Source organism: Kosakonia sp. CCTCC M2018092 (genome assembly GCF_003864115.1).
Taxonomy (GTDB): domain Bacteria; phylum Pseudomonadota; class Gammaproteobacteria; order Enterobacterales; family Enterobacteriaceae; genus Kosakonia; species Kosakonia cowanii.
In genome coordinates, this window is sequence record NZ_CP034225.1 from 374,522 (window position 1) to 400,497 (window position 25,976).

General features: G+C 55.1%; 29 protein-coding genes. 19 read left to right on the forward strand and 10 right to left on the reverse strand.

Features of this window, described 5'->3' with window-relative positions; all coding sequences use genetic code 11:
* Positions 1–18: 18 nt before the first annotated feature.
* Positions 19–342 (reverse strand): DNA-binding transcriptional regulator, encoded by a 324-nt coding sequence (locus tag EH164_RS01705; protein WP_124967131.1) that lies wholly within the window; start codon positions 340–342, stop codon positions 19–21.
* Positions 320–697: a type II toxin-antitoxin system RelE/ParE family toxin gene (locus EH164_RS01710; protein ID WP_124971220.1), complete on the reverse strand. Its 378-nt coding sequence runs from the start codon at positions 695–697 to the stop codon at positions 320–322. Before EH164_RS01710 ends, EH164_RS01705 begins: the two co-directional genes overlap by 23 nt.
* Before the next feature lie 151 nt (positions 698–848).
* Between EH164_RS01710 and pabA the strand changes: the two genes are divergently transcribed.
* Together pabA and EH164_RS01720 are read left to right on the forward strand one after the other, a co-directional pair.
* The gene (pabA, locus tag EH164_RS01715) at positions 849–1,412 is read left to right on the forward strand and encodes an aminodeoxychorismate synthase component 2 (protein WP_124967132.1); all 564 of its coding nucleotides are present in this window, start codon (positions 849–851) and stop codon (positions 1,410–1,412) included.
* An 87-nt stretch (positions 1,413–1,499) separates the two neighbouring features.
* Positions 1,500–2,720 carry an aspartate aminotransferase family protein gene (locus tag EH164_RS01720; protein WP_124967133.1) on the forward strand — a complete coding sequence of 407 codons (1,221 nt, stop codon included), beginning with the start codon at positions 1,500–1,502 and terminating at the stop codon, positions 2,718–2,720.
* Here EH164_RS01720 and EH164_RS01725 read toward each other — a convergent pair.
* Together EH164_RS01725 and crp are read right to left on the reverse strand one after the other, a co-directional pair.
* Complete coding sequence (locus tag EH164_RS01725; protein WP_124967134.1) at positions 2,710–4,788, reverse strand: YccS/YhfK family putative transporter; 2,079 nt, start codon at positions 4,786–4,788, stop codon at positions 2,710–2,712. The two genes, EH164_RS01720 and EH164_RS01725, sit on opposite strands and share 11 nt — an antisense overlap.
* Positions 4,789–4,836: 48 nt before the next feature.
* Entirely contained in the window at positions 4,837–5,469 is a 633-nt protein-coding gene (crp, locus tag EH164_RS01730) for a cAMP-activated global transcriptional regulator CRP (protein WP_000242758.1), read from the reverse strand.
* Positions 5,470–5,778: 309 nt separating this feature from the next.
* Here crp and EH164_RS01735 point away from each other — a divergent pair, with 309 nt between their 5' ends.
* A complete protein-coding gene (locus EH164_RS01735) occupies positions 5,779–6,183 on the forward strand; it encodes an OsmC family protein (RefSeq protein ID WP_124967135.1) in 405 nt (134 codons plus the stop codon).
* A gap of 30 nt (positions 6,184–6,213) precedes the next feature.
* Here EH164_RS01735 and EH164_RS01740 read toward each other — a convergent pair whose 3' ends face one another.
* From EH164_RS01740 to EH164_RS01750, 3 genes are read right to left on the reverse strand one after another with little or no spacing between them, the layout of a single operon-like run.
* The gene (locus EH164_RS01740; protein ID WP_023482098.1) at positions 6,214–7,083 is read right to left on the reverse strand and encodes a phosphoribulokinase; all 870 of its coding nucleotides are present in this window, start codon (positions 7,081–7,083) and stop codon (positions 6,214–6,216) included.
* Between the two features lie 54 nt (positions 7,084–7,137).
* Positions 7,138–7,356, reverse strand: coding sequence for a YheU family protein (locus EH164_RS01745; RefSeq protein WP_023481955.1), 219 nt, complete (start codon positions 7,354–7,356; stop codon positions 7,138–7,140).
* A complete protein-coding gene (locus EH164_RS01750) occupies positions 7,353–8,372 on the reverse strand; it encodes a hydrolase (RefSeq protein ID WP_124967136.1) in 1,020 nt (339 codons plus the stop codon). Before EH164_RS01750 ends, EH164_RS01745 begins: the two co-directional genes overlap by 4 nt.
* Positions 8,373–8,545: 173 nt before the next feature.
* Here EH164_RS01750 and EH164_RS01755 point away from each other — a divergent pair, with 173 nt between their 5' ends.
* Positions 8,546–9,658: a toxic anion resistance protein gene (locus EH164_RS01755; RefSeq protein ID WP_124967137.1), complete on the forward strand. Its 1,113-nt coding sequence runs from the start codon at positions 8,546–8,548 to the stop codon at positions 9,656–9,658.
* A 15-nt stretch (positions 9,659–9,673) separates the two neighbouring features.
* Positions 9,674–10,639 (forward strand): 5-bromo-4-chloroindolyl phosphate hydrolysis family protein, encoded by a 966-nt coding sequence (locus EH164_RS01760; RefSeq protein WP_124967138.1) that lies wholly within the window; start codon positions 9,674–9,676, stop codon positions 10,637–10,639.
* Positions 10,640–10,673: 34 nt separating this feature from the next.
* Here EH164_RS01760 and EH164_RS01765 read toward each other — a convergent pair whose 3' ends face one another.
* Positions 10,674–11,396 (reverse strand): NUDIX domain-containing protein, encoded by a 723-nt coding sequence (locus EH164_RS01765; RefSeq protein WP_124971223.1) that lies wholly within the window; start codon positions 11,394–11,396, stop codon positions 10,674–10,676.
* Positions 11,397–11,592: 196 nt separating this feature from the next.
* Between EH164_RS01765 and prs the strand changes: the two genes are divergently transcribed.
* Both prs and EH164_RS01775 read left to right on the forward strand, forming a co-directional pair.
* On the forward strand, positions 11,593–12,453 hold the full coding sequence (prs, locus tag EH164_RS01770; RefSeq protein WP_124971226.1) for a ribose-phosphate diphosphokinase: 861 nt from the start codon (positions 11,593–11,595) through the stop codon (positions 12,451–12,453).
* A gap of 12 nt (positions 12,454–12,465) precedes the next feature.
* Positions 12,466–13,956 carry a nicotinate phosphoribosyltransferase gene (locus EH164_RS01775; protein WP_124967139.1) on the forward strand — a complete coding sequence of 497 codons (1,491 nt, stop codon included), beginning with the start codon at positions 12,466–12,468 and terminating at the stop codon, positions 13,954–13,956.
* 58 nt (positions 13,957–14,014) lie between these two features.
* Here the strand turns inward: EH164_RS01775 and EH164_RS01780 are convergent, their stop codons facing one another.
* Entirely contained in the window at positions 14,015–15,919 is a 1,905-nt protein-coding gene (locus EH164_RS01780; RefSeq protein ID WP_124967140.1) for an ABC transporter ATP-binding protein, read from the reverse strand.
* 179 nt (positions 15,920–16,098) lie between these two features.
* Between EH164_RS01780 and kefG the strand changes: the two genes are divergently transcribed.
* The 4 genes from kefG to slyD all read left to right on the forward strand — a co-directional run bounded on the left by kefG (position 16,099) and on the right by slyD (position 19,354).
* Positions 16,099–16,650 (forward strand): glutathione-regulated potassium-efflux system ancillary protein KefG, encoded by a 552-nt coding sequence (gene kefG / locus EH164_RS01785; protein ID WP_042716144.1) that lies wholly within the window; start codon positions 16,099–16,101, stop codon positions 16,648–16,650.
* Positions 16,650–18,455 carry a glutathione-regulated potassium-efflux system protein KefB gene (kefB, locus tag EH164_RS01790; RefSeq protein ID WP_054804337.1) on the forward strand — a complete coding sequence of 602 codons (1,806 nt, stop codon included), beginning with the start codon at positions 16,650–16,652 and terminating at the stop codon, positions 18,453–18,455. The genes kefG and kefB overlap by 1 nt, the downstream gene beginning before the upstream one ends.
* Positions 18,456–18,465: 10 nt before the next feature.
* Entirely contained in the window at positions 18,466–18,666 is a 201-nt protein-coding gene (locus tag EH164_RS01795; RefSeq protein WP_023482007.1) for a YheV family putative zinc ribbon protein, read from the forward strand.
* Between the two features lie 94 nt (positions 18,667–18,760).
* Positions 18,761–19,354 carry a peptidylprolyl isomerase gene (gene slyD / locus EH164_RS01800; RefSeq protein WP_023482004.1) on the forward strand — a complete coding sequence of 198 codons (594 nt, stop codon included), beginning with the start codon at positions 18,761–18,763 and terminating at the stop codon, positions 19,352–19,354.
* Positions 19,355–19,464: 110 nt separating this feature from the next.
* Here the strand turns inward: slyD and EH164_RS01805 are convergent, their stop codons facing one another.
* Complete coding sequence (locus tag EH164_RS01805) at positions 19,465–19,683, reverse strand: protein SlyX (RefSeq protein ID WP_023482131.1); 219 nt, start codon at positions 19,681–19,683, stop codon at positions 19,465–19,467.
* A gap of 229 nt (positions 19,684–19,912) precedes the next feature.
* Here EH164_RS01805 and fkpA point away from each other — a divergent pair, with 229 nt between their 5' ends.
* The 8 genes from fkpA to fusA all read left to right on the forward strand — a co-directional run bounded on the left by fkpA (position 19,913) and on the right by fusA (position 25,962).
* Positions 19,913–20,758 carry an FKBP-type peptidyl-prolyl cis-trans isomerase gene (gene fkpA / locus EH164_RS01810; RefSeq protein ID WP_124967141.1) on the forward strand — a complete coding sequence of 282 codons (846 nt, stop codon included), beginning with the start codon at positions 19,913–19,915 and terminating at the stop codon, positions 20,756–20,758.
* 159 nt (positions 20,759–20,917) lie between these two features.
* Positions 20,918–21,640 carry a transcriptional regulator gene (locus EH164_RS01815; RefSeq protein WP_023482043.1) on the forward strand — a complete coding sequence of 241 codons (723 nt, stop codon included), beginning with the start codon at positions 20,918–20,920 and terminating at the stop codon, positions 21,638–21,640.
* Positions 21,640–22,026, forward strand: a complete 387-nt coding sequence (tusD, locus tag EH164_RS01820; RefSeq protein ID WP_124967142.1) for a sulfurtransferase complex subunit TusD — start codon at positions 21,640–21,642, stop codon at positions 22,024–22,026. Before EH164_RS01815 ends, tusD begins: the two co-directional genes overlap by 1 nt.
* The gene (gene tusC, locus EH164_RS01825; RefSeq protein WP_124967143.1) at positions 22,026–22,385 is read left to right on the forward strand and encodes a sulfurtransferase complex subunit TusC; all 360 of its coding nucleotides are present in this window, start codon (positions 22,026–22,028) and stop codon (positions 22,383–22,385) included. Before tusD ends, tusC begins: the two co-directional genes overlap by 1 nt.
* Positions 22,386–22,392: 7 nt before the next feature.
* Positions 22,393–22,680, forward strand: a complete 288-nt coding sequence (gene tusB, locus EH164_RS01830) for a sulfurtransferase complex subunit TusB (protein ID WP_124967144.1) — start codon at positions 22,393–22,395, stop codon at positions 22,678–22,680.
* Between the two features lie 125 nt (positions 22,681–22,805).
* A complete protein-coding gene (gene rpsL / locus EH164_RS01835; protein WP_023482011.1) occupies positions 22,806–23,180 on the forward strand; it encodes a 30S ribosomal protein S12 in 375 nt (124 codons plus the stop codon).
* Between the two features lie 96 nt (positions 23,181–23,276).
* Complete coding sequence (rpsG, locus tag EH164_RS01840; protein WP_007369802.1) at positions 23,277–23,747, forward strand: 30S ribosomal protein S7; 471 nt, start codon at positions 23,277–23,279, stop codon at positions 23,745–23,747.
* A gap of 100 nt (positions 23,748–23,847) precedes the next feature.
* The gene (fusA, locus tag EH164_RS01845; RefSeq protein ID WP_023481958.1) at positions 23,848–25,962 is read left to right on the forward strand and encodes an elongation factor G; all 2,115 of its coding nucleotides are present in this window, start codon (positions 23,848–23,850) and stop codon (positions 25,960–25,962) included.
* The last annotated feature ends 14 nt before the right edge of the window (positions 25,963–25,976 follow it).

The window sequence follows — 25,976 nt, forward strand, 5'->3', positions numbered from 1 at the left end:
CCGAAGGTCTTGCTCCAGTCAGAGCAAGACCTTAAGCCCATGTTTCTGCACTACAGAGAGTAACTTGAGAGAGACACCACTTGGTCGCTTCATACCGTTTTCCCACTTTTGTATCGTGGAAACGCTGGTGTTGAGATAGCGGGCAAAGACCGACTGACTAACGTTAAATCGTTCACGTAGCCCTTTGATCTCTTCAGGTTTAAGAGCATCAACGGGGCTCAGGCAACGCTCATCAAAGTTACGCATTGTTTCCTGAGTCATCGCCCCAGCATCAAACAAACCCTTTGCCGCGCTATGGATTGCCTCAAAAGCGAGGCTTTTACTTTTTCGTGTCGATGTCATGAGTAATCTCAACCAACTCTCTGTTACTGATTAGCACCAAAAGGACGCTTTCGGAAAGGCCAGCGTAATGTTTTGCCAGCTCACGAAACGCGGCTAACTCACCGTCATCAATATTTGCCATATCCTGCTTTGCATAGATAAAGGTGTAAAACGCATGTGCGCCGCCTTTCGTCAGGATAATGGCACGATCGCGGTTTTGATTTAGCCGTTTCTTGTAGACCCCTCCGCCTAAATTATCCGCCTGGCCCTGCATCAACTCATCGATTGCCTGACGTAATTCGCTGTCGCGGATGCCCATTTTTTTGGCCGCTTTGGCAAACCATTTGGTTTTAAAAATCCGTTTAAAAGATACCATTACTTCCGTCCACACTGTAGCACTAAGTGCAATGGTATTCCTTTGTATGTGGAAAGGAAGATTTCCGCAAACCCGTTTTTTATCTTTGCGAAGTACCGTATAGTTTCGCGCAAACTGCATGAAACGCGGCACATCCATTGGTTGAATTCACATGATCCTGCTTATCGACAATTACGACTCCTTTACCTGGAACCTCTACCAATATTTTTGTGAGCTGGGCGCACACGTAGAGGTGAGGCGTAACGATGAGCTGACGCTGGCGGAGATTGAGATGCTAGCGCCGCAGAAAATTGTTATTTCGCCAGGCCCTTGCACGCCGGATGAGTCGGGCATTTCGCTTGAGGTTATTGCGCACTACTCGGGCAAGCTGCCGATCCTCGGCGTTTGCCTCGGCCATCAGGCGATTGCCCAGGCATTTGGTGCCACCATTGTGCGCGCGGCGAAGGTGATGCACGGCAAAACTTCCCCTATTACGCACTCTGGCAGCGGCGTGTTTAGCGGCTTAAATAATCCGTTAACTGTTACGCGTTATCACTCTTTGGTCATCGATCCGCCTACCTTACCTGACTGCTTCGAGGTCACTGCCCGGAGTGAAAACGGTGAGATTATGGGCATTCGCCATAAGGCGTGGGATCTGGAAGGGGTGCAGTTCCACCCGGAAAGTATTCTCAGTGAGCAGGGCCATCAATTGCTGGAAAACTTCCTCACGCGGTGATTTGTGGTTGCCATCTAGTGATTTTTTATGCATATTTCGTGATTATATTTTCACTATGAATGCAACATAACACGGGATGGGCAACCTATGGCAACTCAGCAAGACGCGGTGACACGTGCAAACTTCGATGACGTTATTCTGCCAATTTACGCACCGGCCGAGTTTATCCCGGTAAAGGGAAAGGGCAGCCGCGTCTGGGATCAGCAGGGTAAAGAGTACGTTGATTTTGCTGGCGGCATTGCGGTAACTGCTTTAGGCCACTGCCATCCGGCACTGGTGGAGACGCTGAAAGCGCAGGGCGAGACGCTCTGGCACCTGAGTAACGTCTTCACTAACGAGCCGGCGCTGCGTCTGGCGCGCAAGCTGGTAGATGCCACCTTTGCCGAGCGCGTCGTGTTTATGAACTCCGGTACCGAAGCCAACGAGACCGCCTTTAAGCTGGCGCGTTTTTATGCAACCACGCGCCACAGCCCGCACAAAACCAAAATCATCGCTTTCCACCACGCTTTTCACGGGCGTTCCCTCTTTACCGTGACCGTCGGCGGTCAGCCGAAATACTCCGACGGCTTTGGCCCGAAACCGGCCGATATCGTGCATGTTCCTTTTAACGATCTGCACGCGGTTAAAGCGGTGATGGACGATCACACCTGCGCCGTGGTGGTAGAGCCGATTCAGGGCGAAGGCGGAGTTACCGCCGCAACCCCTGAGTTCCTCAAAGGCCTGCGTGAACTGTGCGATGCGCACAACGCACTGCTAGTGTTTGATGAGGTGCAGTGCGGCATGGGGCGCAGCGGTGAATTGTTCGCTTACATGCACTACGGCGTGACGCCGGACATTCTGACCAGTGCTAAAGCTCTTGGCGGCGGTTTCCCGGTCAGCGCCATGTTGACGACCCATGAAATCGCCAGCGTCTTCCACGCCGGTTCCCACGGATCCACCTACGGCGGCAACCCGCTGGCCTGCGCGGTGGCCGGTACCGCATTCGATATCATCAACACCCCTGAAGTGCTGAATGGCGTCAGTGCCAAACGTCAGCACTTTGTTGGGCATCTGCAAAAAATTAATGAGCAGTACGACCTGTTCAGCGATATTCGCGGTATGGGCCTGTTGATTGGTGCCGAGCTGAAACCGCAATACAAAGGCCGTGCACGCGATTTCCTGCATGCGGCTGCCGCAGCGGGCGTGATGGTGCTGAATGCCGGTCCGGATGTGATGCGTTTCGCGCCGTCGCTGATTATCGAGGAGCAGGATATTGATGAAGGGATGCAGCGCTTTGCGCAGGCCGTCGCAAGCGTGGTTAACGCGTAAGGCGTCGGCGTAGCCAGATGCCGTGATGCGGGCGCTGACGCCATGCCACCGACGAGATGGTGTGCATGGTGCTCAGATGCCCGATAATGCGCTGCAGATGCTGCTCCAGCGTGCTCATTGGGCCGTGGGTCAGCGTCTCAGGTCCTTCCATAACATTCACATCCCCGGACTCTCCCGGCCCGTCATACTCCAGCCGCTGCTGACAACGTTGCAGCGCAATTTCACATGACTCGAGATAGCGCTGCGCCAGATCCGGCGTCAGCATGGTGTGCTCGCGCGCTAGCGTCGTCATGGCGTTGATATGTTCGACAATAAACTGGCTATGCGTCACCCACAGTTTCATATCGCTCAGATAGCGGCTGTTAAAGCCGGGCTCCTGCATCGCCTGGTTGAGGGAGTTGAACAGGGCGTTGTGCGCCTGGTTAACCTGCATGCGCTGCCAGGCCAGCGGCGTTGCTTCCGGGTTGTTGCTGAGGATCAGGCGAATCGCATCCTGATAGGCCTCCAGCGCATCGTGCGCATTCTGGCGCAGCAGGCCGCTCTGCCACTGCGGCCACAGCCACACCATCCCGCCAAAGGCAATCAGGCAGCCAATCAGCGTATCGACCAGCCGGGCGAGAATAAACTGGTCGCCGTTAAGCGTCAGGATTTGCAAGGTATAGACCGCCGTAATCGTGAAACCGACCGTCGCCCAGCCGTAACTTTTGCGGATAATCAGATAGCTACTCAAGGTGATCATCAGCATCGCGGCGAGGGTAAAACCGAGCGGCACATGAAAGTGCAGCGTCATACCCGCCACCACCAGCCCCGCCAGCGTACCGGCGGCACGGTTAACAATGCGTACGCGGGTCGCGCCATAACCGTTCTGCGTCACCACCATCACCGTCATCATGATCCAGTAAGGTTTCGGCAGATTTAATGCGCTGCCCATCAGGCTGGCGATGCTGAGCATCACGCTGATACGCGCCGCATTGCGCAGGGCGGTCGATTTCAGCGACAGATAGCTTTTTAGCGCCGGGATCAGCGGCAGGCGCTCCTGCTTATCCTCCATCAAATCGCGAATGTAGAGCGGGCGCTGGGTGCGCAGCACGCGGGCGATGCGGCTGAAGTGCCAGGCGCAAAACTGCCCGACCGGATTATCAGGGTGCTGGCGGGCAATTTTTTCCAGCGCACCAACCTGCTTCTCCATGGTGAATCGGGTCGGGTAGCGGTGATAGAGGATGTCATCCGCCAGCACGCGCAGGCGAGCCGCGACGGTTTGCGCATTCCAGCGAATCACCTGCTCGGCGTGGGTGCGCTCGACCAGCTTCTGCACCTTTTCCGGCTGATGCAGGCTGACAGAGATATGCTCCTGCAGATCCAACGCGACTTGAAAGACGCGCAGCAGGCGCTTGTAATCGTTGTTCTGATTGGCCGCCAGCATATGCAACTGCTGGTAACACTGGCTAATCAGATCTACCGCTTTCTGCTGGCGGTCGAGCAGCGGCGGCAGCGCGGTTTCCGGATCGATGTGTTGGGTTAACAGGCTATATTTCGCTTCGCAATAGTCCGCCAGCTGCCGGTAGAGCAAACTAAGGGATTCGCGCAGCGGCTGTTCGCGCCACAGCCAGAACCAAAACCAGTTAAACAACCCGTACCACAAGGTGCCGAGTGTGTAGATCAGCAGCGGCTCCCACACCGGCATGTTCCCGGCGAGGCTGAGAGTAAAAATGGCGGCAATGAGAGACGCGGGAAGTAAACGGCCATGCAGCGCGCTGATTTCACCCGTCACGCCCAGCAGCAGCGTTAGCACCGTCATGATCACCGGTAGCGGAAGATTTTCCGCCAGCAGAAGTTGTACCGCCAGGCTACAGCCGGCAAACAGCGAGCCGCCGATAATCAGGCGTTTAAAGAAGCGTTTATGCGGGGTATCGAGGCCAGCAATGTTGCAGCAGGCGGGAACCAGCGAGAAGAGAAGACCCTGTTGCAGATGGCCGAGCAGCAGCCCAACCGCCACAGGCAGGCATAACACCAGCGTTTGTCGCAGTGCGTAGTTGATTTCGGGGTGATAAATCAGCCTGCGCCACATGGGAAAACAAAAATGGCGCACCGCATGAGCGATGCGCCATTTCGCAGATTAACGCGTACCGTAGACGACGATAGTTTTACCGTGGGCGGAGATCAGGTTTTGATCTTCGAGCATTTTCAGAATGCGGCCAACCGTTTCGCGGGAGCAACCGACGATCTGACCGATCTCCTGACGGGTAATTTTAATTTGCATACCGTCCGGGTGGGTCATGGCGTCCGGCTGTTTTGCCAGGTTCAGCAGAGTCTGTGCAATGCGGCCGGTCACGTCGAGGAACGCCAGGTTACCGACTTTCTCCGAGGTCACCTGCAGGCGACGCGCCATCTGCGAGGAGAGGCGCATCAGAATATCCGGATTCACCTGGATAAGCTGACGGAATTTTTTGTAGGAGATCTCCGCCACTTCACAGGCGGTCTTGGCGCGAACCCAGGCGCTGCGCTCCTGACCTTCTTCAAACAGGCCCAGTTCACCAATAAAATCGCCCTGGTTGAGGTAAGAGAGGATCATCTCTTTACCCTCTTCATCCTTGATGAGCACTGCCACTGAGCCTTTAACGATGTAATACAGCGTTTCCGCTTTTTCACCCTGGTGAATCAGCGTGCTCTTCGACGGGTACTTATGAATATGGCAATGAGACAAGAACCATTCGAGAGTCGGGTCTGTTTGCGGTTTGCCAAGCACCATGCGCGATTATCCTCTGTTATAAGCTGGCTCCAGAAACGGCGTGAATCATTCAGCTTCTGGGGTTGCAATCAAAGCTTCCCAAATCCCGGGAAGTGGACCGTCAGCGACATCTGCGGTCTCTAATGTATGATATCCCTTGCGTACATTCGTAACGTCAATGTTTCTCTGTAGCATGTAGACTGTTTTAGCATAGCTTTTGGCGCCTGTCTCCTGGTGTCTCGCTTCAGCATGACGCAGGTCGCCTTCCGTTGCGCGTTTTGTTATGTACGCGTAATCTGTGAAAAAATTTGCCATACCGGAGTGATGAACATGCAGGCACGAGTGAAATGGGTTGAAGGGTTAACGTTCCTTGGTGAGTCCGCTTCCGGCCACCAAATCCTGATGGATGGCAACTCCGGGGACAAAGCTCCCAGCCCGATGGAGATGGTCTTAATGGCCGCTGGCGGTTGCAGCGCTATCGACGTGGTGTCGATCCTGCAAAAAGGGCGTCACGACGTGACCGACTGCGAAGTGAAGCTGACCTCCGAGCGCCGGGAAGAAGCGCCGCGCTACTTTACCCATATCAACCTGCACTTCATCGTCACCGGCAAAGCGCTGAAAGAGGCTGCCGTCTCCCGCGCGGTCGATCTCTCAGCTGAGAAGTACTGCTCCGTGGCGCTGATGCTGGAAAAAGCCGTCAAGATTACCCACTCCTTTGAGGTGGTCGAAGCCTGATAAGCCCGCCCGGCGGCGCTTCCCGCCGGGTTATTTAATCTTTTTGCCTTCCATCAGCCGCTGCACCAGCGGCGTCATAATCAGCTCCATCGCCAGCCCCATTTTGCCGCCCGGCACCACCAGCGTATCCATATGCGAGATAAACGATCCCTGTAACATCGCCAGCAGCCACGGATAATCGATCCCCTCCAGATTGCGGAAATGGATGACGACAAAGCTCTCATCCAGAGAAGGAATGCCTTTGGCGGCGAAGGGATTGGAAGTGTCGACGGTGGGAACGCGCTGGAAGTTGAGATGGGTGCGGGAAAACTGCGGCGTGATGTAGTTGATGTAATCTTCCATTGAGCGCACCACCGAATCCATCACCGCTTCACGGGAGTGGCCGCGCTCGCTGGTATCGCGGATCATCTTCTGGATCCACTCGAGGTTAACGATCGGTACTACCCCCACCAGCAGATCAACATGGCGCGCCACATCATGCTGCGGCGTCACCACTCCGCCGTGCAGCCCTTCGTAGAACAACACATCGGTCGGTTCCGGCAGCGGCTGCCAGGGGGTAAAGGTTCCCGGCACCTGATTCCACGGCACGGCTTCATCATAGGTGTGGAGATATTTTCGCGCCTGGCCCTGGCCGCTCTGGCCATACTCGCTGAAGGTCTGCTCCAGCAGGCCGAAGTCATTCGCTTCCGGGCCAAAATAGCTGATATGCCGCCCGAGATCGCGGGCTTTACGGATCGCCATATCCATTTCCGGACGGGTATAACGATGAAAGCTGTCGCCTTCCACTTCCGCCGCATGCATGTTGAGCTGGGCGAAAATCTTACGGAAGGCGAGGCTGGTGGTGGTGGTTCCCGCGCCGCTGGAACCAGTGACGGCGATGACCGGATGTTTGGCGGACATAGCAACTCCCTGAAGAAAAGCTGTTGTTCAGTATCAAGGCCGCCCGGCGTCCGGTTATTCGTGGAACTGCCCGCGCGGCATAATATTCACCGTTTCGTGCAGTTCTGACCACACCAGCACGGCCTCGCCGCGCTGCAATTGCCGTTTTACGTCGGCGACCTTTTGTTCAAGCGAACGCTCATGTTCACCATAATCGGTACCTTCGCGCAAGACAAAGCTCTCAATCAGATTGTCGAGCGTGTCGGCGTCGAGTTCTTGCCACGGAATAATCATGATGCTCCCAGATAAGCGGATAACCAGTCCGGAATGCGCGTTTCAAGCCACATCTCCGGGCGACGCAGCGTGCCGCCGACAAAGCCGACGTGCCCGCCATGTTCCGTCAATTGATACTCAATATTAGCGGGTAATTGCGCAAGATCGGGGATGACGTGATGATCCATAAACGGATCATCCTTGGCGTGAATGATAAGCGTCGGTTTACGAATCTGCGGCAGCAGCGGCATGGCGCTACAGCGGCGATAGTAATCAAGCGCATCGTCAAAGCCGTGGATTTTCGAGGTAATCAGATCATCAAAATCGCGGATGCGCCGCATTTTACGCAGCACTTCCATAGTCGTCGGCAACGAGCCGGGATAGGCGCGCAGTTTCCGCGCGGCATTCGCCTTCAGCAGGTTGAGCAAATAACGCTGATAGACGCGCGTGAAGCCCTTATCCATATGATAGCTGCACGCTTCCAGCACCAGCGGGGCCGAGACAATCACCGCCGCATCGATCGGCAGATCGTCGTCCGCTTTCGCCAGCAGGCAACCGAGCATATTCCCGCCGAGCGAATATCCCACCGCGGCTGTCGGCGCCTCGCCAAGCTCCTGACGCAGCCAGGTGAGAAACCAGGTGCCATCTTCGGTTTCACCGGAGTGATAGATGCGGTTCAGGCGATTCGGAATCCCACTACAGCCGCGAAAATGCATCACCACGCCCAGCCAGCCGCGCTGTTTCGCCGCATTAATCAGGCCGTGCGCATAGGGGCTGTGCAGGCTGCCTTCCAGGCCATGAAACACCACCAGCCGCGGTTTATGTCGCGCCTGGTTCGGCTCTTCGCTCCACGCAAGATCGACAAAATCCCCGTCCGGCAGTTCAAGGCGCTGCCACCAGGGTTCAAACGCGACGCGACGGCGAATAAGACGCGGCAGCATGGTCTGAAGATGTGGGTTGCTTGCGCCACGCATCGGTTGGAAGGTGGAGGCAACGCGTTGATCTGCATCGAGAAGTGCAGGTGTAATTTCTGCCATTTCATCAAAATAGGTAGGTAAATAGGCGGTTATTATACTTGCTAATAATTGGCCTGTTTAATACTTTGCTGCTGTTGTACCGTATTGACCCACTAAGGCAGCGGCAAAAAGACGTATTACAACCCACGCTGACACTGCGCCTGCCTGCTATTTCACCTTCAAGGACACTTATTATGACGGACATTACCTCGTCTGGCCTGACGGCAGCGCAGCCATTAAATGATTTGCCGCAGACGGATAATTTAACCCCCGAGCAGCAGACGCAAGTCCAGGCGATTGTTAAAGAGATCGATATTTACGATCCGGCCTATTCGCTCGGTTTTGGTGCGCAAACCATGCAAACGATGTCTCAATTCTCTGACTCATTAATGCAGCAAGTGCGGGCAAAAGATGCGGGCATCATCGGTTCTCAACTGACCGATCTCCTGCAAAAAATTAAGCAGGTCGATATCAGCGCCTTTGAGCAAAAGCCGGGTTTTCTGGCTTCGCTGCCGCTTGTGGGATCACTCTTTAACCGCATTGAGCGCACCATGCTGGAGTACAAAACGCTTTCGGCTCAGGTAGAGGATATTACGCAGAAGCTGAATGACGCGATGGTCGATCTGCTGCGTAATATCTCGACGCTGGAGATTATGTTTGAGCGCAACCGCGATGTTTTCCAGCAAATTACCCTGCACGTTATCGCCGGTAAGCAACGACTGGAGCAGATAAAACAGGAAGAGTTGCCCGCGCTGCAAGCACAGGCGGCCTCCGATCCGATGATTGCTCAGCGCGTGCGCGACCTGCTCGACGGTATTTCGCGTTTTGAGCGTCGCCTGCATGACTTGATGCTGTCGCGCACCATTGCTATGCAGAGCGCGCCGCAAATTCGCTTGATGCAGAGCAACAGCCAGTCGCTGGCGGAAAAGATCCAGAGCAGCATTCTCTCCACCATTCCGGTGTGGAAAAATCAGATTGCCTTATCGCTCTCTTTGCAGACTCAGCGCCAGGCCGCGAAGCTGCAAAAAGATGTTGCTGATACCACTAACGACCTGCTGCGCCGCAACGCCGAGATGCTGCAGACCGGGACGATTGAGACCGCCCGCGAAGTCGAGCGCTCGGTTGTGGATATCGAGACGCTGCGCGAGGTGCAGTCACGCCTGCTTAACACCATCGAAGAGTCCGTGAAGATCGCAGCCGATGCGCGCCAGCGCCGTCAGGAAGTGGAAAAAGAGCTCGGCACGATGGAAACCGATCTCCGCGCGCGCCTGGCCGCTATCGCCAGCGGTAATCAGGCTCAGGCCTGAGTCAGGGAATAGAGAATGGGCAATAAAATTACCGACACGCTGGATAAAATCTACAGCAACCGCCTGAACCGGGTGACGATACAGATCGTCCTCTGTTTCCTGGGATTCATTTACGGGAGCCTGAAGGCGAAAGAGGTGATCAGCCAGTCTGACATTCCTGTGCTATTACAGCTTTTGGCATGGTTCAGTTTTGTTTTGCTGGCTCGCACGCTCTTTTATGACCGCATTGCGTTGGGAATCGGCGCTTTTGCTGGCTTTATCTGGCTGATGTTTAATGATGCGGCAACAATGCCGTTCGGTGCGGGAACGGCAGCGATGTTGGTGCACGCTTACCGAAGCCGGTACTCGCTGGGACGCATTCATGTCTGGTATCTGTTTGTATGGCTATTTGCGGCAACGGCGTACGCCAACGTCAATGAAGCCTTTTCAACGGTATTGGGCTTGTTGTTCTGGTTTATCCTGATCGGCGGCATAGTGTTTCGCAAAATACACCTCAAGCGCCAGGCGCGCGAAGCACACGAACTTGAGCTGCACATTGCGCATATGGAAAAGCTTAAGCAAGCCAGCCAAAACCCCGTTGAGGAGCCATCAGCGCTTGAGCAGCAAGTCTATAATCTGCAAAACAAGTACGCTTTACCCGATGCGCTGGATAATCATCTGACGGGCATCGCCACGCTGGCAGATAAGATCCTGCAGTGCATGATGACCGATCCCAGAGACGTTGGGCCGGGGAGACGTTTCCTCGAGCGCTATTTGCCGCTTGTGGAAAAGATTGCCGCCAGGGGGCAGATACTTTCCGACCAACTCAGTGACGAGGCGCAACGGCAAAAGGCGATAACAGAGCTGGCAGTTGTGCTTGAACGCGTTGAGCGCGCGTTTAAGCAGCAGCATCAGGCTCTGCTGGAGAATGACTCCCTTGATTTCGAAGCGGAGTTACTTACCCTGGACAAGTTACTGAAAACGGATGGTTTCGGTAAATAGTGCGCTCAGCACCCGTTGTTCAGCGGGTGCTGTTTTAGCTGTCAGCCAGCAGGTTGCGCGAAAAGAGGTGGATATCGACATCCGCTTTACGTCGCCACAATCGCGCTTTTCGCGCCCCGGTCGCCACGCTCTCCCCGGTCTCTTCAAACATGCCGGAGGCTTCAAAACGGCGGATCAGGCTTTTGCGCTGGATCGGCTGGCCGAGAATTATCTCCGTCGCTTCCTGCAGCTGGCTCTGGGTAAAGGTCTCAGGCAAACAGTAAACGGGCAGTAACGAATACATCGTTTTCTGCCGCAGGCGGCGCAGCGCAGCGTGGATTATTTCGCCGTGATCGAAAGCCAGTTCGCGCTCATCAAGTTCGGCAACGGGTACCCATTTGGCATCGCTGACGCTTGTGATATGCGGCGCGCAGGCGACCCACGAGATAAGCGCATACCACGCAACGGTCAGACTCCAGCCGCGCGGATCGCGCTGTGGGCCGGAGAAAGTATCCAGCTGTTCAAGCCACGAGGGCGAGACGCCGGTTTTTTCCGTCAGCTTGCGCAGCGCCGTGGCCCGGGTAGAGCTATCCTGCGCCATATCAATAAAGCCGCCGGGCAATCCCCAGCGCCCTTGTTGCGGCTGGCTGGCGCGCTCAACCAACAGCACGCAGAGCGTCTGCTGATGCAGACTAAACAGCACGCTATCGACCGTCACCAGCGGCGAGGGAAAACGACTCGGATCGTAAGAATCCAGATATTCTGCTTCGCTGATCATCACTGACTCACCTCATTTCACACGCAGCAAGTTTATCAGCCTACCCTGGTGCGGCAAGCGAACTTTTATTTTATGTATTTTCAGTATCTTATATATTCAGTATAAAAATAATCCAGACAGGGGCTTGCTTAATAGTGTCTTATGGACAATATTAAATGTGTCCAAGGGACATTAACTAATGCAGGTGAGGTGAATGATGGCGAGCAGAATCGAACTCTTTATCGATAATCAAAACGTTGAAATCGAAAACGGCGTATTTCCCGATGGTGCAGTGTGGCTGAAAGTGACGGGCGAACTGCCTGCTTTCGCCCAGCTGATGCGCATCCGTGTCGCCGCCATGCGCGATATGAATGATTTTATGCTGCTGGCGCAGCTGGTAGACGCGGTACGCCACGTTACTGATGTTGCGGTTAGCCATCTGCAGCTCGCCTGGCTGCCGTGGGCACGTCAGGATCGCCATATGGTGGCGGGCGACAGCTTCGCGCTGAAAGTCTTCGCTAACCAGCTCAACACCCTGAACTTCGACAAAATCTTTATTCTCGATCCCCACAGCGATGCCGCCGCAGCCGCCATCAATAACTGCGTCGCCATTCCTCAGGAAACCTGTCTGTTGCAGAGCGAGACGCTGCGCCGCGCCATTGCGCAGGGCGAACTGATGCTGGTAGCACCGGATGCGGGTGCGCTGAAAAAAATTCACAACGTGGCGAAAGCCACCGGCGCGAAAAATTACGCCATTCTCACCAAAGAGCGCGATGTTGCCAGCGGCAATCTGACCGGCTTTGCGCTGGTGGCCGGCGAGGTGGCGGGGAAAGATCTGCTGATCGTCGACGACCTCTGCGATGCGGGCGGCACCTTTATCGGCTCGGCGCAGGTTCTGCGTGAAGCAGGTGCGCGCAGCGTCAGCTTGTATGTTACGCACGGTATCTTCTCGAAAGGCGTTGAAAACCTGCTGAATAACGGGATCGACGCTATCTACACCACCACTTCGTTTACTTCGCCGACGCTGGCTTCACCGCGCGTTGAACTGATCGATATCGCCACGTTATTTCGCGCTTAAGGGGACCACACCATGAAACTGAATCCGATTCTCGCCATCGACGGCTATAAAGTGTCGCACCGAGTACAGTATCCGCAGGGCACGACAAAGGTTTACTCCAACTTCACGCCGCGCAGCGACCGCTTTTTCCAGTCGCCGGTGGCCGACGGCAAGCTGGTCTTCTTTGGCCTGCAGGGCTTTCTGAAGTGGTTTATGGTCGATCTCTTTAACGATGCCTTCTTTGCCCGCCCGGAAGAGGAAGTGGTGAATGAGTACAAAGAGGTGATGGACAGCTATCTCGGCAAAGATAGCGTGGCGGTCGATCATATCCGTGACCTGCACCGTTTAGGCTACCTGCCGCTGCACATCAAATCGCTGGATGAGGGGAGCAAAGTGCCGATGAAGGTGCCGGTGCTGACCATCACCAACACCCGTGAGGAGTTCTTCTGGCTGGTGAACTACCTGGAAACAGTGCTCTCCGCCGAGTTGTGGAAAGCCTCGACCAACGCCACCATCGCGCACCACTACCGCAAAATTTGTGAGCAGTGGGCAGCGAAAACCTGTAGCGATCTCTCGCACCTGGATTTCCAGTGCCACGATTTCTCATTCCGCGGCATGGCCGGTCTGCACGATACCGCGCAGGCGGGCGCGGGTCACCTGCTGAGCTTTAAAGGCACCGACAGCATCCCTTCGCTGCTCTATGCCCGCGATTTCTACACCGGGGGCGAGGAGTACTTTATCGGCGCCAGCATTCCGGCGACCGAGCACAGCGTGATGTGTATGGGCGAGCATGAGCATGAAATTGAGACTTTCCGCCGCTTGATTGCTGATATCTATCCGCAGGGCTTTGTCTCTATCGTCTCCGATACCTGGGATTACTGGCGCGTGATTACTGAATACACCCGCGAGCTGAAGTCGTTGATTCTGGGGCGTGAAGGACGCGTTGTTTTCCGCCCGGACAGCGGTGACCCGGTTGAAATCCTCTGCGGCACCGGCGCGGATGACGACACGCGCGCCGATCGCAGCCCGGAGGAGAAAGGTTCAGTCGAAGTGCTGTGGGAGATTTTCGGCGGCACGATTAACGAGAAGGGTTACAAGGTGCTGGATCCGCATGTCGGCCTGATTTATGGCGACTCAATTACGCTGGCGCGCGCCAATCAAATTCTCGCGCGGCTGGAAGCCAAAGGTTTCGCCAGCTCCAACGTGGTATTCGGCGTCGGCTCTTTTACCTACCAGTACAACACCCGTGACACCTTCGGCTTTGCGATGAAGGCGACATGGGGGGCGGTGAATGGCGAAGGGCGGATGATCTTTAAAGAGCCGAAAACGGATAACGGCCTGAAACGCTCAGCGCGCGGTCTGTTACGGGTTGAGCGCGATGCGCAGGGTGAACTGCAACTGCACGATGAGCAAAGCTGGGAGCAGGAGCAGGGTGGTGAGCTGAAAACCCGTTTCCTCGACGGCAAGCTGTATGACACCGAGCACTTTGAGACCATTCGCCAGCGCCTGGCTAACCAGCGTTAAACCCTGAATGGCGGTACGGCTGTACCGCCATCAACTTTACCGCTTACGGCGAAGGGTGTTACTCCGCTGTAAGCATCGCCTCCAGTTGCTCCTGCGCTTCGAGCCACGCCATTTCACACTCTTCAAGACCCGCTTTCGCCGACGCCTGCTGTTGCAGACAGGTGGTCAACTCCGCTTTACGGCTCTGATCGTACAGACCGCTGTCGCTAAGCTTCTCTTCCGCGTTGGCCAGTTGCGCATTGAACTTCTCCATCTCTTTTTCCAGACGGGCAATCTCTTTACGCAGCGGCTGCGTTTGCGTGCGCAGCTCCGCTTCACGACGCTTCTGATCTTTACGCGCCTGAGCGCTGTTGGCGTTCTCTTTTGCCGCGTCCGTCGGCTGGCTCTCCTGCTTTTGCACGTCGCTCAGCCACTGCTGGTAATCATCCAGATCGCCGTCGAACGGCTCCACTTTGCCATCGTGCACCAGGTAGAGATCGTCGGTGGTGGAGCGCAACAGGTGACGGTCGTGCGATACCACCACCAGCGCGCCTTCAAACTCAATCAGCGCGTCGGTCAGTGCCTGGCGCATATCGAGATCGAGGTGGTTGGTCGGTTCATCAAGCAGCAGCAGGTTCGGGCGCTGCCAGACGATTAACGCCAGCACCAGCCGCGCTTTTTCGCCGCCGGAGAAGCGCTCTGTTGCTTCGGTGACCTTATCGCCCTGGAAGCCGAAGCCGCCCAGGTAATCACGCAGCTTCTGCTCCAGCTCTTGCGGGGCCAGGCGGGCCAGATGCTGTAATGGTGATTCGTCGGCGCGTAAAAACTCCAGCTGATGCTGGGCGAAGTAACCAAGTTTGATCCCCTTTGCCAGGCCGATTTCGCCGCTCTGCGCCGCCAGCTCGCCCGCCAGCAGTTTAATCAGCGTCGATTTACCGGCACCGTTACGTCCCAGCAGACCGATGCGCGAGCCGGGCACCAGGTTGAGTTTGATGGCGTTCAGAATGGTGCGATCGCCATAGCCAGCGCTCACCTTCTCCATCTTCAGGATCGGGTTGGGCAGGCTTTCCGGCGCGCGGAAGCTGAAGTGGAACGGGTTATCAACATGCGCGGGGGCAATCAGCTCCATACGCTCCAGCATCTTGATGCGGCTTTGTGCCTGCTTCGCTTTACTCGCTTTCGCTTTAAAGCGATCGATAAAGCTTTGCAGATGGGCAACGCGCTGCTGCTGGCCTTCATAGGTGGCCTGTTGCTGCGCAAGGCGCGTGGCGCGCTGGCGCTCAAACGAGCTGTAGTTGCCGGTGTATTCAAACATTGATTGCTGCTCAATGTGCAGGATCTTATCAACTACCGGATCGAGAAAATCGCGGTCGTGCGAGATAAGGATCAGCGTGCCCGGATAGTTCTTCAGCCACTTCTCCAGCCAGATAACGGCATCGAGATCGAGGTGGTTAGTCGGTTCATCAAGCAGCAGTAAATCGGAGCGGCAAATCAGCGCCTGCGCGAGGTTTAAACGCATGCGCCAGCCGCCGGAGAAGGCGCTGACCGGGCGGTCGAGCTGCTCGTTAGAGAAGCCTAAACCGTGCAGCAGGCTGGCGGCGCGGGAGCGCACCGTCCAGGCATCGATAGCGTCGAGCTTGCCGTGAACCGTGGCGATGGCATTGCCGTCATTGCGTTCGTTGGCAGCATTAAGCGCCGCTTCCAGTTGGCGATATTCGCGATCGCCGTCTATCACATAATCTATCGCCGCTTCGTCCAGCGCCGGTGTTTCCTGGTTGACCCACGCCAGCTGCCAGGTGCTGGGGAAAGTGGCACTGCCGCCATCAGCGCTTATCTCGTTTTTCAACAGCGCGAGCAGGGTCGATTTGCCGCAGCCGTTTTTACCCACCAGGCCCACTTTCTGGCCCGGATTGATGGTGGCTGTGGCGTTGTCCAACAGGACACGCACGCCGCGACGAATTTGTAACGAGGAGAAAACAATCATAAGACGCCGTATGTTCAGACTATGTTAATTTGTCTTTATGGTAATGTAAGGCCACGGCGAAATGCCGCACCGGGGCCGCAATGTTAGCCCAAAATGAAGACGATAGACAAAAGCATTCTGGCCACGCCGCAGGGCGCTGGTTTGCAGAGAAGAGAGAATTTAGACCCGGGAGGGGAGTGATGTCGCAGACAGCAAAAGTGTTGCTGATCTATGCCCATCCGGAATCACAGGACTCGGTGGCGAACCGGGTTTTGCTTAAGCCGGCCACGCAACTGGAGAATGTAACGGTGCACGATCTTTACGCCCGTTACCCCGATTTTTTTATTGATATTCCCTATGAACAGGCGTTATTGCGCGAGCATGACGTTATCGTTTTTCAACATCCCCTTTATACCTACAGTTGTCCGGCACTGCTGAAAGAGTGGCTTGATCGTGTATTGAGCCGCGGCTTTGCCAGCGGAGCAGGCGGGAATGAACTGGCGGGAAAGTACTGGCGTAGCGTGATCACCACCGGTGAGCCGGAGGCGGCTTATCGTCATGATGGTCTCAACCGCTACTCTCTCAACGATGTTTTACGTCCCTTTGAGTTGACTGCCGCGATGTGTCGCATGCACTGGCTCAGCCCAATTATCATCTACTGGGCACGTCGGCAGACGCCGCAGGAGCTGGCGCACCACGCCAAAGCCTACGGTGACTGGCTGGCTTCGCCGCTGCCGCCGGGAGGCCGTTAATGGAAGGTTCCGCACTTTTACTGGCTGGCGTCCTGTTCCTCTTCGCAGCCGTGGTCGCTGTGCCGCTGGCCGCGCGTTTAGGGATAGGCGCCGTGCTCGGCTACCTGTTAGCGGGTATTGCCATCGGCCCATGGGGACTCGGGTTTATCAGCGATGTTGATGAGATCCTCCACTTCTCAGAGCTGGGCGTGGTGTTCCTGATGTTCATCATTGGGCTCGAACTTAACCCCTCGAAATTGTGGGAGCTGCGTCGCTCTATTTTTGGTGTCGGTGCGGCGCAGGTGCTGTTAAGTGCGGCGATCCTCGCAGGCCTGTTAATGCTGACGCAATTCTCCTGGCAGGCGGCGTTAATTGGCGGTATTGGTCTTGCAATGTCATCCACCGCGATGGCGCTGCAACTGATGCGCGACAAAGGGATGAACCGCAGCGAGTCCGGCCAACTCGGTTTTTCGGTGCTGCTGTTCCAGGATCTGGCGGTGATCCCGGCGCTCGCGCTGGTACCGCTGCTGGCGGGCAATGGCGATGATCATCTCGACTGGATGAAGGTGGGCATGAAGGTGCTGGCCTTTGCCGGGATGCTGATTGGCGGGCGTTACCTGCTGCGCCCGGTGTTTCGTTTTATCGCCGCTTCCGGGGTGCGCGAGGTCTTTACCGCCGCGACTTTGCTGCTGGTGCTTGGGTCGGCGCTGTTTATGGATGCCCTCGGCCTGTCGATGGCGCTCGGCACCTTTATTGCTGGCATTCTGCTGGCAGAGAGTGAATATCGCCACGAGCTTGAGATTGCCATTGAGCCGTTTAAAGGGCTGCTGCTGGGGCTGTTCTTTATTTCGGTCGGCATGGCGCTGAATCTCGGTGTGCTCTATACCCATCTATTGTGGGTGGTAATGAGCGTTGCGGTGCTGGTGGCTGTAAAATCGCTGGTGCTGTACGGGCTGGCGCGCATTTATGGTTTGCGTAGCTCAGAGCGGATGCAGTTTGCCGGGGTGTTGAGCCAGGGCGGCGAGTTCGCTTTTGTGCTCTTTTCCACCGCCTCATCGCAGCGGCTGTTTAAAGACGATCAGATGGCTCTGCTGCTGGTGACCGTCACGCTGTCGATGATGACCACGCCGCTGCTGATGCGCGCTATTGATAAGCTGCTCTCCCGGCGTTTCAACAAGCCGGAGGATGAAGATGAAGCGCCGTGGGTTGATGATGACAAGCCGCAGGTGATTGTCGTTGGCTTTGGTCGCTTCGGACAGGTGATTGGCCGCCTGCTGATGGCGAACGAAATGCGCATCACCGTGCTGGAGCGCGATATCAGCGCCGTGAATCTGATGCGTAAATATGGCTACAAAGTCTATTACGGTGATGCGACGCAGCTGGAGCTATTGCGTTCGGCAGGGGCGGAGGCCGCACAATCGATCGTCATTACCTGTAACGATCCGGTCGATACCATGAAGCTGGTGGAACTTTGCCAGCAGCACTTTCCCCATCTGGCGATTCTGGCGCGGGCGCGGGGACGTGTCGAAGCGCATGAACTGTTGCAGGCGGGCGTGACGCAGTTCTCGCGCGAAACCTTCTCCAGTGCGCTGGAGCTAGGGCGTAAGGCGCTAATTTCGCTGGGTATGCATCCGCATCAGGCGCAGCGAGCGCAGTTGCACTTCAGGCGGCTCGATATGCGCATGCTGCGTGAGCTGATGCCGGTGCATACCGATACGGTACAAATTTCCCGCGTACGTGAAGCGCGCCGCGAACTGGAAGAGATTTTCCAGCGTGAAATGCAGCAAGAGCGGCGTCAGCTCGACGGCTGGGATGAGTTTGAATAAGGGGAGTCGAATGGCTGTTCGTAAACGTTTTATCGCTGGCGCAACCTGTCCGTCGTGCCAGGCGAAAGACTCAATGGCGATGTGGCGCGAAAATAACGTCGACATTGTTGAGTGTGTTAAGTGCGGGCATCAGATGCGCGAAGCGGATAAAGAAGCGCGCGATCATGTTCGCAAAGATGAGCAAGTTATCGGGATTTTTCATCCGGACTAGCGATATCAGGCAGGATTTTTTAAGCTTAAGGGTACACGGGTGCAGAATTCCGTTACAATCTGCGCCAGTAATTTTCCCACGCTCAGGAGATATCATGAAAGTAGCAAAAGACCTGGTGGTCAGCCTGGCCTATCAGGTACGTACAGAAGACGGTGTATTGGTTGATGAGTCTCCGGTGAGTGCACCGCTGGACTACCTGCACGGTCACGGCTCCCTGATCTCCGGTCTGGAAAACGCGCTGGACGGTCATGAAGTCGGCGACAAATTCGATGTGGCTGTTGGCGCGAACGACGCTTACGGTCAGTATGACGAGAACCTGGTGCAGCGCGTACCGAAAGACGTCTTCATGGGCGTTGACGAACTGCAGGTTGGCATGCGCTTCCTGGCGGAAACTGACCAGGGCCCGGTACCGGTTGAGATCACCGAAGTGGAAGATGACCACGTAGTGGTTGATGGCAACCACATGCTGGCGGGTCAGAACCTGAAGTTCAACGTCGAAGTTGTCGCGATTCGCGAAGCAACTGAAGAAGAGCTGGCGCACGGTCACGTTCATGGCCCGCACGGTCACGATCATGACCACGACCACGGTCACGACGGTTGCTGCGGCGGCCATGGCCACGATCACGACCATGGTCACGACCACGGCGGGAAAGGTGGTTGCGGTAACGGCGGTTGCGGCTGCCACTAATCATATCCGTCGTCTTTCGCGCCGCAGGTGCGTTGGCTAAAGGATAGATAAGCCCGGTAAGCGTAAGCCCACCGGGCACAAAAAGCGGGGAGACCCGCTTTTTTTACGTCTTAATAATGGGGCGGGGGTGTCTCTTCCGACGGGGACGCCAGATGTGAAGGCTGGCTGGCTTTCACTTTCTCCACCAGCAAACGCAGATGTTCGCGCAGCTTCGCCATTTCCAGCTCATGAGCCACCACCGTCTGGTTTAGCTCTTCAATGGTCATCTCCTGAAAAGCCAGTCGACTCTCCAGTTCAGCCAGTCGCGCTTCTATCGATAACTCTTGCATCATTTCACCTCCGGGTAACATCCGGGTCGATTGGGGTAATCGGGCGGATTTTACTTAACTTTGCGCGAAGGTACAGCCTTCAGGCAGAAACTTATTTAAACAAAAATAGTCACAGATAGGGTGAATTCGGGCAGAGTCCTTATGTTGATTTCCGCCGCAACACTTTATAGTACGCTTCTTACTTTATGTTTAACCCTGGGGCGAGATGCCCCGGTCCCTGGAGAAATGGATGAAATCACTGTTTAAAGTCACGCTGCTGGCGACCACCATGGCTGTAGCCCTTCATGCACCGCTCACCTTAGCTGCAGATGCCGCAACCAAAGATACTGCTGCAACTGACAGCAAATCGGCATTCAAAAACGACGACCAGAAATCAGCTTACGCGCTGGGCGCGTCCCTGGGCCGTTACATGGAAAACTCCCTGAAAGAGCAGGAAAAGCTGGGCATCAAACTGGATAAAGACCAGCTGATTGCAGGTGTTCAGGACGCCTTTGCTGATAAGAGCAAGCTGAGTGACCAGGAGATTGAGCAGACCCTGCAGGCGTTCGAAACGCGTGTGAAAACTGCCGCTCAGGATCGCATGGAAAAAGACGCGACTGAAAACGAAACCAAAGGCAAAGCCTTCCGTGACGCTTTTGCGAAAGAGAAAGGCGTGAAAACCTCCAGCACCGGTCTGCTCTACAAAGTAGAGAAAGCGGGTACCGGCGATGCGCCGAAAGACAGCGACACCGTAGTTGTAAACTACAAAGGTACGCTGATTGATGGTAAAGAGTTCGATAACTCTTACACTCGTGGCGAACCGCTCTCCTTCCGTCTTGATGGCGTAATTCCGGGCTGGACCGAAGGCCTGAAAAACATCAAGAAAGGCGGCAAAATCAAGCTGGTGATCCCGCCGGCGCTGGCTTACGGCAAAACGGGCGTACCGGGTATTCCGGCTAACTCCACCTTGGTGTTCGACGTTGAGCTGCTGGATATCAAACCGGCACCGAAAGCGGACGCCGCAGCGCCTGAAGCGGCTCCAGCCGCGGGCGATAAAGCGGATGATGCGAAAGACGCCCCCGCTGCGAAGAAGTAAAAGTGTGAAACGCGCCGCCTCAGAGCGGCGTTTTTTTTTGCATCGGGGATATAATTCTGGAAAGCATAACCTACGATGTATTAATTTATATCCCCCTGCAAATACTGAGCCTGCCCTGAAAACTTAACGACAGGCTCCTGAAAAGGAGTGTTTTTTTTCATGTCCAGGTCGCTATTAACCAACGAAACCAGTGAGCTTGACCTCCTGGATCAACGTCCTTTCGATCAGACCGACTTCGATATCCTTAAATCCTACGAAGCGGTAGTGGACGGGTTAGCGATGCTCATTGGTTCGCACTGCGAAATCGTGTTGCACTCCTTACAGGATCTCAAATGCTCTGCCATCCGCATCGCTAACGGCGAGCACACCGGGCGTAAAATCGGCTCGCCGATTACCGATCTGGCGCTGCGTATGCTGCACGATATGACCGGTGCCGACAGTAGCGTGTCGAAGTGCTACTTCACCCGCGCGAAAAGCGGCGTGCTGATGAAGTCGGTGACGATTGCTATCCGCAATCGCGATCACCGGGTGATTGGCCTGCTCTGTATCAACATGAATCTGGATGTTCCTTTCTCGCAGATCATGAGCACCTTTGTTCCGCCGGAAACGCCGGATGTTGGCTCTTCGGTTAACTTCGCCTCGTCTGTTGAAGACCTGGTGATGCAAACCCTCGAGTTCACCATTGAAGAGGTGAACGCCGACCGCAACGTCTCTAACAACGCAAAAAATCGCCAGATCGTCCTTAACCTCTACGAGAAGGGCATCTTTGATATCAAAGACGCCATTAACCAGGTGGCTGACCGCCTGAATATCTCCAAGCACACGGTCTACCTCTACATTCGCCAGTTCAAAAGTGGCGATTTCTCGGGGCAAGGTCATTAATGCGTTTTGCGCTGATGGTCACCGGCCCTGCCTATGGCACGCAGCAGGCAAGCAGCGCGTATCAGTTCGCGCTGGCGCTGCTGGAGGCGGGGCATACGCTCGTGAGCGTCTTTTTCTACCGGGAAGGGGTGAGTAACGCGAATGCGTTGACTGCGCCCGCCAGCGACGAGTTTGATCTTGTGCGCGCCTGGCAGCGTATGCATGCTGAGCAGCAGGTTGAGTTGCACATCTGCGTGGCGGCGGCGCTGCGCCGTGGCGTGGTTGATGAGAGTGAAGCCGCGCGGCTGGAATTAACGGGCGCTAATCTGCAGGCGGGGTTTTCACTTACCGGTCTGGGCGCACTGGCGGAAGCGGCGCTGACCTGCGACAGAGTGGTGCAGTTCTGATGAAGCGAATCGCCTTTGTTTTCTCCTCCGCCTCGCACGGCTCCTCCGCCGGGCGCGAAGGGCTGGACGCGGTACTGGCTACCTCTGCGTTAACAGAAGAGATAGGCCTCTTTTTTATCGGCGACGGTGTGATGCAACTACTGGCTAATCAGCAGCCCGGCAAAATTCTGGCGCGCGACTATATTGCGACCTTTAAAGTGTTGCCGCTGTACGATATTGAAGACGTTTGGCTCTGCGCCGCTTCCCTGCGTGAACGAGGCCTGGACGAGGAGGCTGCGTTTGTCATACCTGCTCAGCGTCTGGAGCCGGACGCACTGCGCGAGCAGCTCGAGCAGTACACCGTCGTGCTCAATTTTTGAGGCCTTTATGCTGCTGACTCTATCCCGCTCACCCTGGCAGTGCGATATGACGGCGCTGCTGCGCCTCCTGCGCCCCGGTGACGATCTGCTACTGCTTTCGGACGGGGTGCTTGCTGCTCTTAACGGTTCGCCGTTCGTTGAATTACTGCTTAATGCCCCCATAACTCTGCATGTACTGAAAGACGATGTTGACGCGCGTGGTCTCGCTGCTCAAATTTCGAGCAGCGCCGTCAGCGTTAGCTATACTGATTTCGTTAGCCTGGCGGTGAAAAACGCCGTTCAGCTGAATTGGTAATGCAGGGATCGCTGTATATTTCTTGACACCTTTTAAGCACAGCCATAAAATTCTGCGTCCTCATATTATATGAGGCCGTTTTATTACGTGTTTACGAAGCAAAAGCTAAAACCAGGAGCTATTTAATGGCAACAGTTAACCAGCTGGTACGCAAACCACGCTCCCGCAAAGTTGCAAAAAGCAACGTGCCGGCGCTGGAAGCATGCCCGCAAAAACGTGGCGTATGTACTCGTGTATATACCACCACTCCTAAAAAACCGAACTCCGCACTGCGTAAAGTTTGCCGTGTTCGTTTAACCAACGGTTTCGAAGTGACTTCCTACATCGGTGGTGAAGGTCACAACCTGCAGGAGCACTCCGTGATCCTGATCCGTGGCGGTCGTGTTAAAGACCTTCCGGGTGTTCGTTACCATACCGTTCGTGGCGCGCTTGACTGCTCTGGTGTTAAAGACCGTAAGCAATCTCGCTCCAAGTACGGCGTGAAACGTCCTAAGGCTTAATGGTTCTCCGTTAAGTAAGGCCAAACTGTTTTAACTTAATGTCACACTAAACTCTTAGAGTTTTGGACAATCCTGAATTAACAACGGAGTATTTCCATGCCACGTCGTCGTGTTATTGGTCAGCGTAAAATTCTGCCGGATCCTAAGTTCGGATCAGAACTGCTGGCTAAATTTGTAAATATCCTGATGGTAGACGGTAAAAAATCTACTGCAGAAGCAATCGTATACAGCGCGCTGGAGACCCTGGCTCAGCGCTCTGGTAAAAATGAACTGGAAGCTTTCGAAGTAGCTCTCGAAAACGTGCGCCCGACTGTCGAAGTTAAGTCCCGCCGCGTTGGTGGTTCTACTTATCAGGTTCCGGTTGAAGTTCGTCCGGTTCGTCGTAATGCCCTGGCAATGCGTTGGATCGTTGAAGCTGCTCGTAAACGCGGTGATAAATCCATGGCTCTGCGCCTGGCGAACGAACTTTCCGATGCTGCAGACAACAAAGGTACTGCAGTTAAGAAACGTGAAGACGTTCACCGTATGGCCGAAGCCAACAAGGCGTTCGCACACTACCGTTGGTAATCCCTTCGGAGTTCTAGTCAACTGGCGGGCGCTTCAAGTAAGTCGCCCGCCGTTTGGCAACTTAATTCTGAACGCCTAAAAGACACAAACGAGGAATCAAATGGCTCGTACAACACCCATCGCACGCTACCGCAACATTGGTATCAGTGCGCACATCGACGCCGGTAAAACCACCACTACCGAACGTATTCTGTTCTACACCGGTGTAAACCACAAAATCGGTGAAGTTCACGACGGCGCCGCAACCATGGACTGGATGGAGCAGGAGCAGGAGCGTGGTATCACCATCACCTCTGCAGCGACTACTGCATTCTGGTCTGGTATGGCGAAGCAGTATGAACCGCATCGCGTAAACATCATCGACACCCCGGGGCACGTTGACTTCACCATCGAAGTAGAACGTTCCATGCGTGTACTGGATGGTGCGGTAATGGTTTACTGTGCCGTTGGTGGTGTTCAGCCACAGTCTGAAACCGTATGGCGTCAGGCTAACAAATATAAAGTTCCGCGCATCGCGTTCGTTAACAAAATGGACCGCATGGGCGCTAACTTCCTGAAAGTTGTTGATCAGATCAAAACCCGTCTGGGCGCGAACCCGGTTCCGCTGCAGCTGGCAATTGGCGCTGAAGAAGGTTTCACCGGTGTTGTTGACCTGGTGAAAATGAAAGCGATCAACTGGAACGATGCTGACCAGGGCGTTACCTTCGTTTACGAAGATATCCCGGCTGAGATGCAGGACCTGGCTGACGAATGGCACCAGAACCTGATCGAATCTGCGGCGGAAGCTTCAGAAGAGCTGATGGAGAAATACCTGGGTGGTGAAGACCTGACTGAAGAAGAGATCAAAACTGCTCTTCGTCAGCGCGTTCTGAACAACGAAATCATCCTGGTAACCTGTGGTTCTGCGTTTAAGAACAAAGGCGTTCAGGCGATGCTGGATGCGGTAATTGATTACCTGCCGTCCCCGACTGACGTTCCTGCGATCAACGGTATGCTGGACGATGGTAAGGATACCCCGGCTGAGCGTCACGCAAGCGACGAAGAGCCGTTCTCTGCACTGGCGTTCAAAATCGCAACCGACCCGTTCGTTGGTAACCTGACCTTCTTCCGCGTTTACTCCGGTGTGGTTAACTCTGGTGACACCGTACTGAACTCCGTGAAATCTGCACGTGAGCGTTTCGGTCGTATCGTTCAGATGCACGCTAACAAACGTGAAGAGATCAAAGAAGTTCGCGCGGGCGATATCGCTGCAGCGATCGGTCTGAAAGACGTGATCACCGGTGACACCCTGTGTGATCCGGATAACCCGATCATTCTGGAACGTATGGAATTCCCGGAGCCGGTAATCTCCATCGCTGTAGAACCGAAAACCAAAGCTGACCAGGAAAAAATGGGTCTGGCTCTGGGCCGTCTGGCTAAAGAAGACCCGTCTTTCCGCGTATGGACTGACGAAGAATCTAACCAGACCATCATCGCTGGTATGGGCGAACTGCACCTCGACATCATCGTTGACCGTATGAAGCGTGAGTTCAACGTTGAAGCTAACGTGGGTAAACCTCAGGTTGCTTACCGCGAAGCGATTCGCGCGAAAGTTACCGATATCGAAGGTAAACACGCTAAGCAGTCTGGTGGTCGCGGTCAGTACGGTCATGTTGTTATCGACATGTACCCGCTGGAGCCGGGCTCTAACCCGAAAGGTTACGAGTTCATCAACGACATCAAAGGTGGTGTAATTCCTGGCGAATACATCCCGGCCGTTGATAAAGGCATCCAGGAGCAGCTGAAGTCTGGTCCGCTGGCTGGTTACCCGGTAGTTGATCTGGGCGTGCGTCTGCACTTCGGTTCTTACCACGACGTTGACTCCTCTGAACTGGCGTTTAAACTGGCTGCGTCTATTGCCTTTAAAGATGGCTTTAAGAAAGCGAAACCAGTTCTGCTTGAGCCGATCATGAAGGTTGAAGTAGAGACTCCGGAAGAGAATACCGGTGACGTTATCGGTGACTTGAGCCGTCGTCGCGGCATGCTGCGCGGTCAGGAATCTGAAGTTACTGGCGTTAAGATCCACGCTGAAGTTCCGCTGTCTGAAATGTTCGGATATGCAACTCAGCTGCGTTCTCTGACCAAAGGTCGTGCATCATACACCATGGAATTCCTGAAGTATGATGATGCGCCGAACAACGTTGCTCAGGCCGTAATTGAAGCCCGTGGTAAATAAGCCGCAGGGTTAAA

Coding starts and splice junctions, on each gene's coding strand:
- EH164_RS01705 (WP_124967131.1), bottom strand. CDS start 342: ATGACATCGACACGAAAAAGTAAAAGCCTCGCTTTTGAGGCAATCCAT.
- EH164_RS01710 (WP_124971220.1), bottom strand. CDS start 697: ATGGTATCTTTTAAACGGATTTTTAAAACCAAATGGTTTGCCAAAGCG.
- pabA (WP_124967132.1), top strand. CDS start 849: ATGATCCTGCTTATCGACAATTACGACTCCTTTACCTGGAACCTCTAC.
- EH164_RS01720 (WP_124967133.1), top strand. CDS start 1,500: ATGGCAACTCAGCAAGACGCGGTGACACGTGCAAACTTCGATGACGTT.
- EH164_RS01725 (WP_124967134.1), bottom strand. CDS start 4,788: ATGTGGCGCAGGCTGATTTATCACCCCGAAATCAACTACGCACTGCGA.
- crp (WP_000242758.1), bottom strand. CDS start 5,469: ATGGTGCTTGGCAAACCGCAAACAGACCCGACTCTCGAATGGTTCTTG.
- EH164_RS01735 (WP_124967135.1), top strand. CDS start 5,779: ATGCAGGCACGAGTGAAATGGGTTGAAGGGTTAACGTTCCTTGGTGAG.
- EH164_RS01740 (WP_023482098.1), bottom strand. CDS start 7,083: ATGTCCGCCAAACATCCGGTCATCGCCGTCACTGGTTCCAGCGGCGCG.
- EH164_RS01745 (WP_023481955.1), bottom strand. CDS start 7,356: ATGATTATTCCGTGGCAAGAACTCGACGCCGACACGCTCGACAATCTG.
- EH164_RS01750 (WP_124967136.1), bottom strand. CDS start 8,372: ATGGCAGAAATTACACCTGCACTTCTCGATGCAGATCAACGCGTTGCC.
- EH164_RS01755 (WP_124967137.1), top strand. CDS start 8,546: ATGACGGACATTACCTCGTCTGGCCTGACGGCAGCGCAGCCATTAAAT.
- EH164_RS01760 (WP_124967138.1), top strand. CDS start 9,674: ATGGGCAATAAAATTACCGACACGCTGGATAAAATCTACAGCAACCGC.
- EH164_RS01765 (WP_124971223.1), bottom strand. CDS start 11,396: ATGATCAGCGAAGCAGAATATCTGGATTCTTACGATCCGAGTCGTTTT.
- prs (WP_124971226.1), top strand. CDS start 11,593: ATGGCGAGCAGAATCGAACTCTTTATCGATAATCAAAACGTTGAAATC.
- EH164_RS01775 (WP_124967139.1), top strand. CDS start 12,466: ATGAAACTGAATCCGATTCTCGCCATCGACGGCTATAAAGTGTCGCAC.
- EH164_RS01780 (WP_124967140.1), bottom strand. CDS start 15,919: ATGATTGTTTTCTCCTCGTTACAAATTCGTCGCGGCGTGCGTGTCCTG.
- kefG (WP_042716144.1), top strand. CDS start 16,099: ATGTCGCAGACAGCAAAAGTGTTGCTGATCTATGCCCATCCGGAATCA.
- kefB (WP_054804337.1), top strand. CDS start 16,650: ATGGAAGGTTCCGCACTTTTACTGGCTGGCGTCCTGTTCCTCTTCGCA.
- EH164_RS01795 (WP_023482007.1), top strand. CDS start 18,466: ATGGCTGTTCGTAAACGTTTTATCGCTGGCGCAACCTGTCCGTCGTGC.
- slyD (WP_023482004.1), top strand. CDS start 18,761: ATGAAAGTAGCAAAAGACCTGGTGGTCAGCCTGGCCTATCAGGTACGT.
- EH164_RS01805 (WP_023482131.1), bottom strand. CDS start 19,683: ATGCAAGAGTTATCGATAGAAGCGCGACTGGCTGAACTGGAGAGTCGA.
- fkpA (WP_124967141.1), top strand. CDS start 19,913: ATGAAATCACTGTTTAAAGTCACGCTGCTGGCGACCACCATGGCTGTA.
- EH164_RS01815 (WP_023482043.1), top strand. CDS start 20,918: ATGTCCAGGTCGCTATTAACCAACGAAACCAGTGAGCTTGACCTCCTG.
- tusD (WP_124967142.1), top strand. CDS start 21,640: ATGCGTTTTGCGCTGATGGTCACCGGCCCTGCCTATGGCACGCAGCAG.
- tusC (WP_124967143.1), top strand. CDS start 22,026: ATGAAGCGAATCGCCTTTGTTTTCTCCTCCGCCTCGCACGGCTCCTCC.
- tusB (WP_124967144.1), top strand. CDS start 22,393: ATGCTGCTGACTCTATCCCGCTCACCCTGGCAGTGCGATATGACGGCG.
- rpsL (WP_023482011.1), top strand. CDS start 22,806: ATGGCAACAGTTAACCAGCTGGTACGCAAACCACGCTCCCGCAAAGTT.
- rpsG (WP_007369802.1), top strand. CDS start 23,277: ATGCCACGTCGTCGTGTTATTGGTCAGCGTAAAATTCTGCCGGATCCT.
- fusA (WP_023481958.1), top strand. CDS start 23,848: ATGGCTCGTACAACACCCATCGCACGCTACCGCAACATTGGTATCAGT.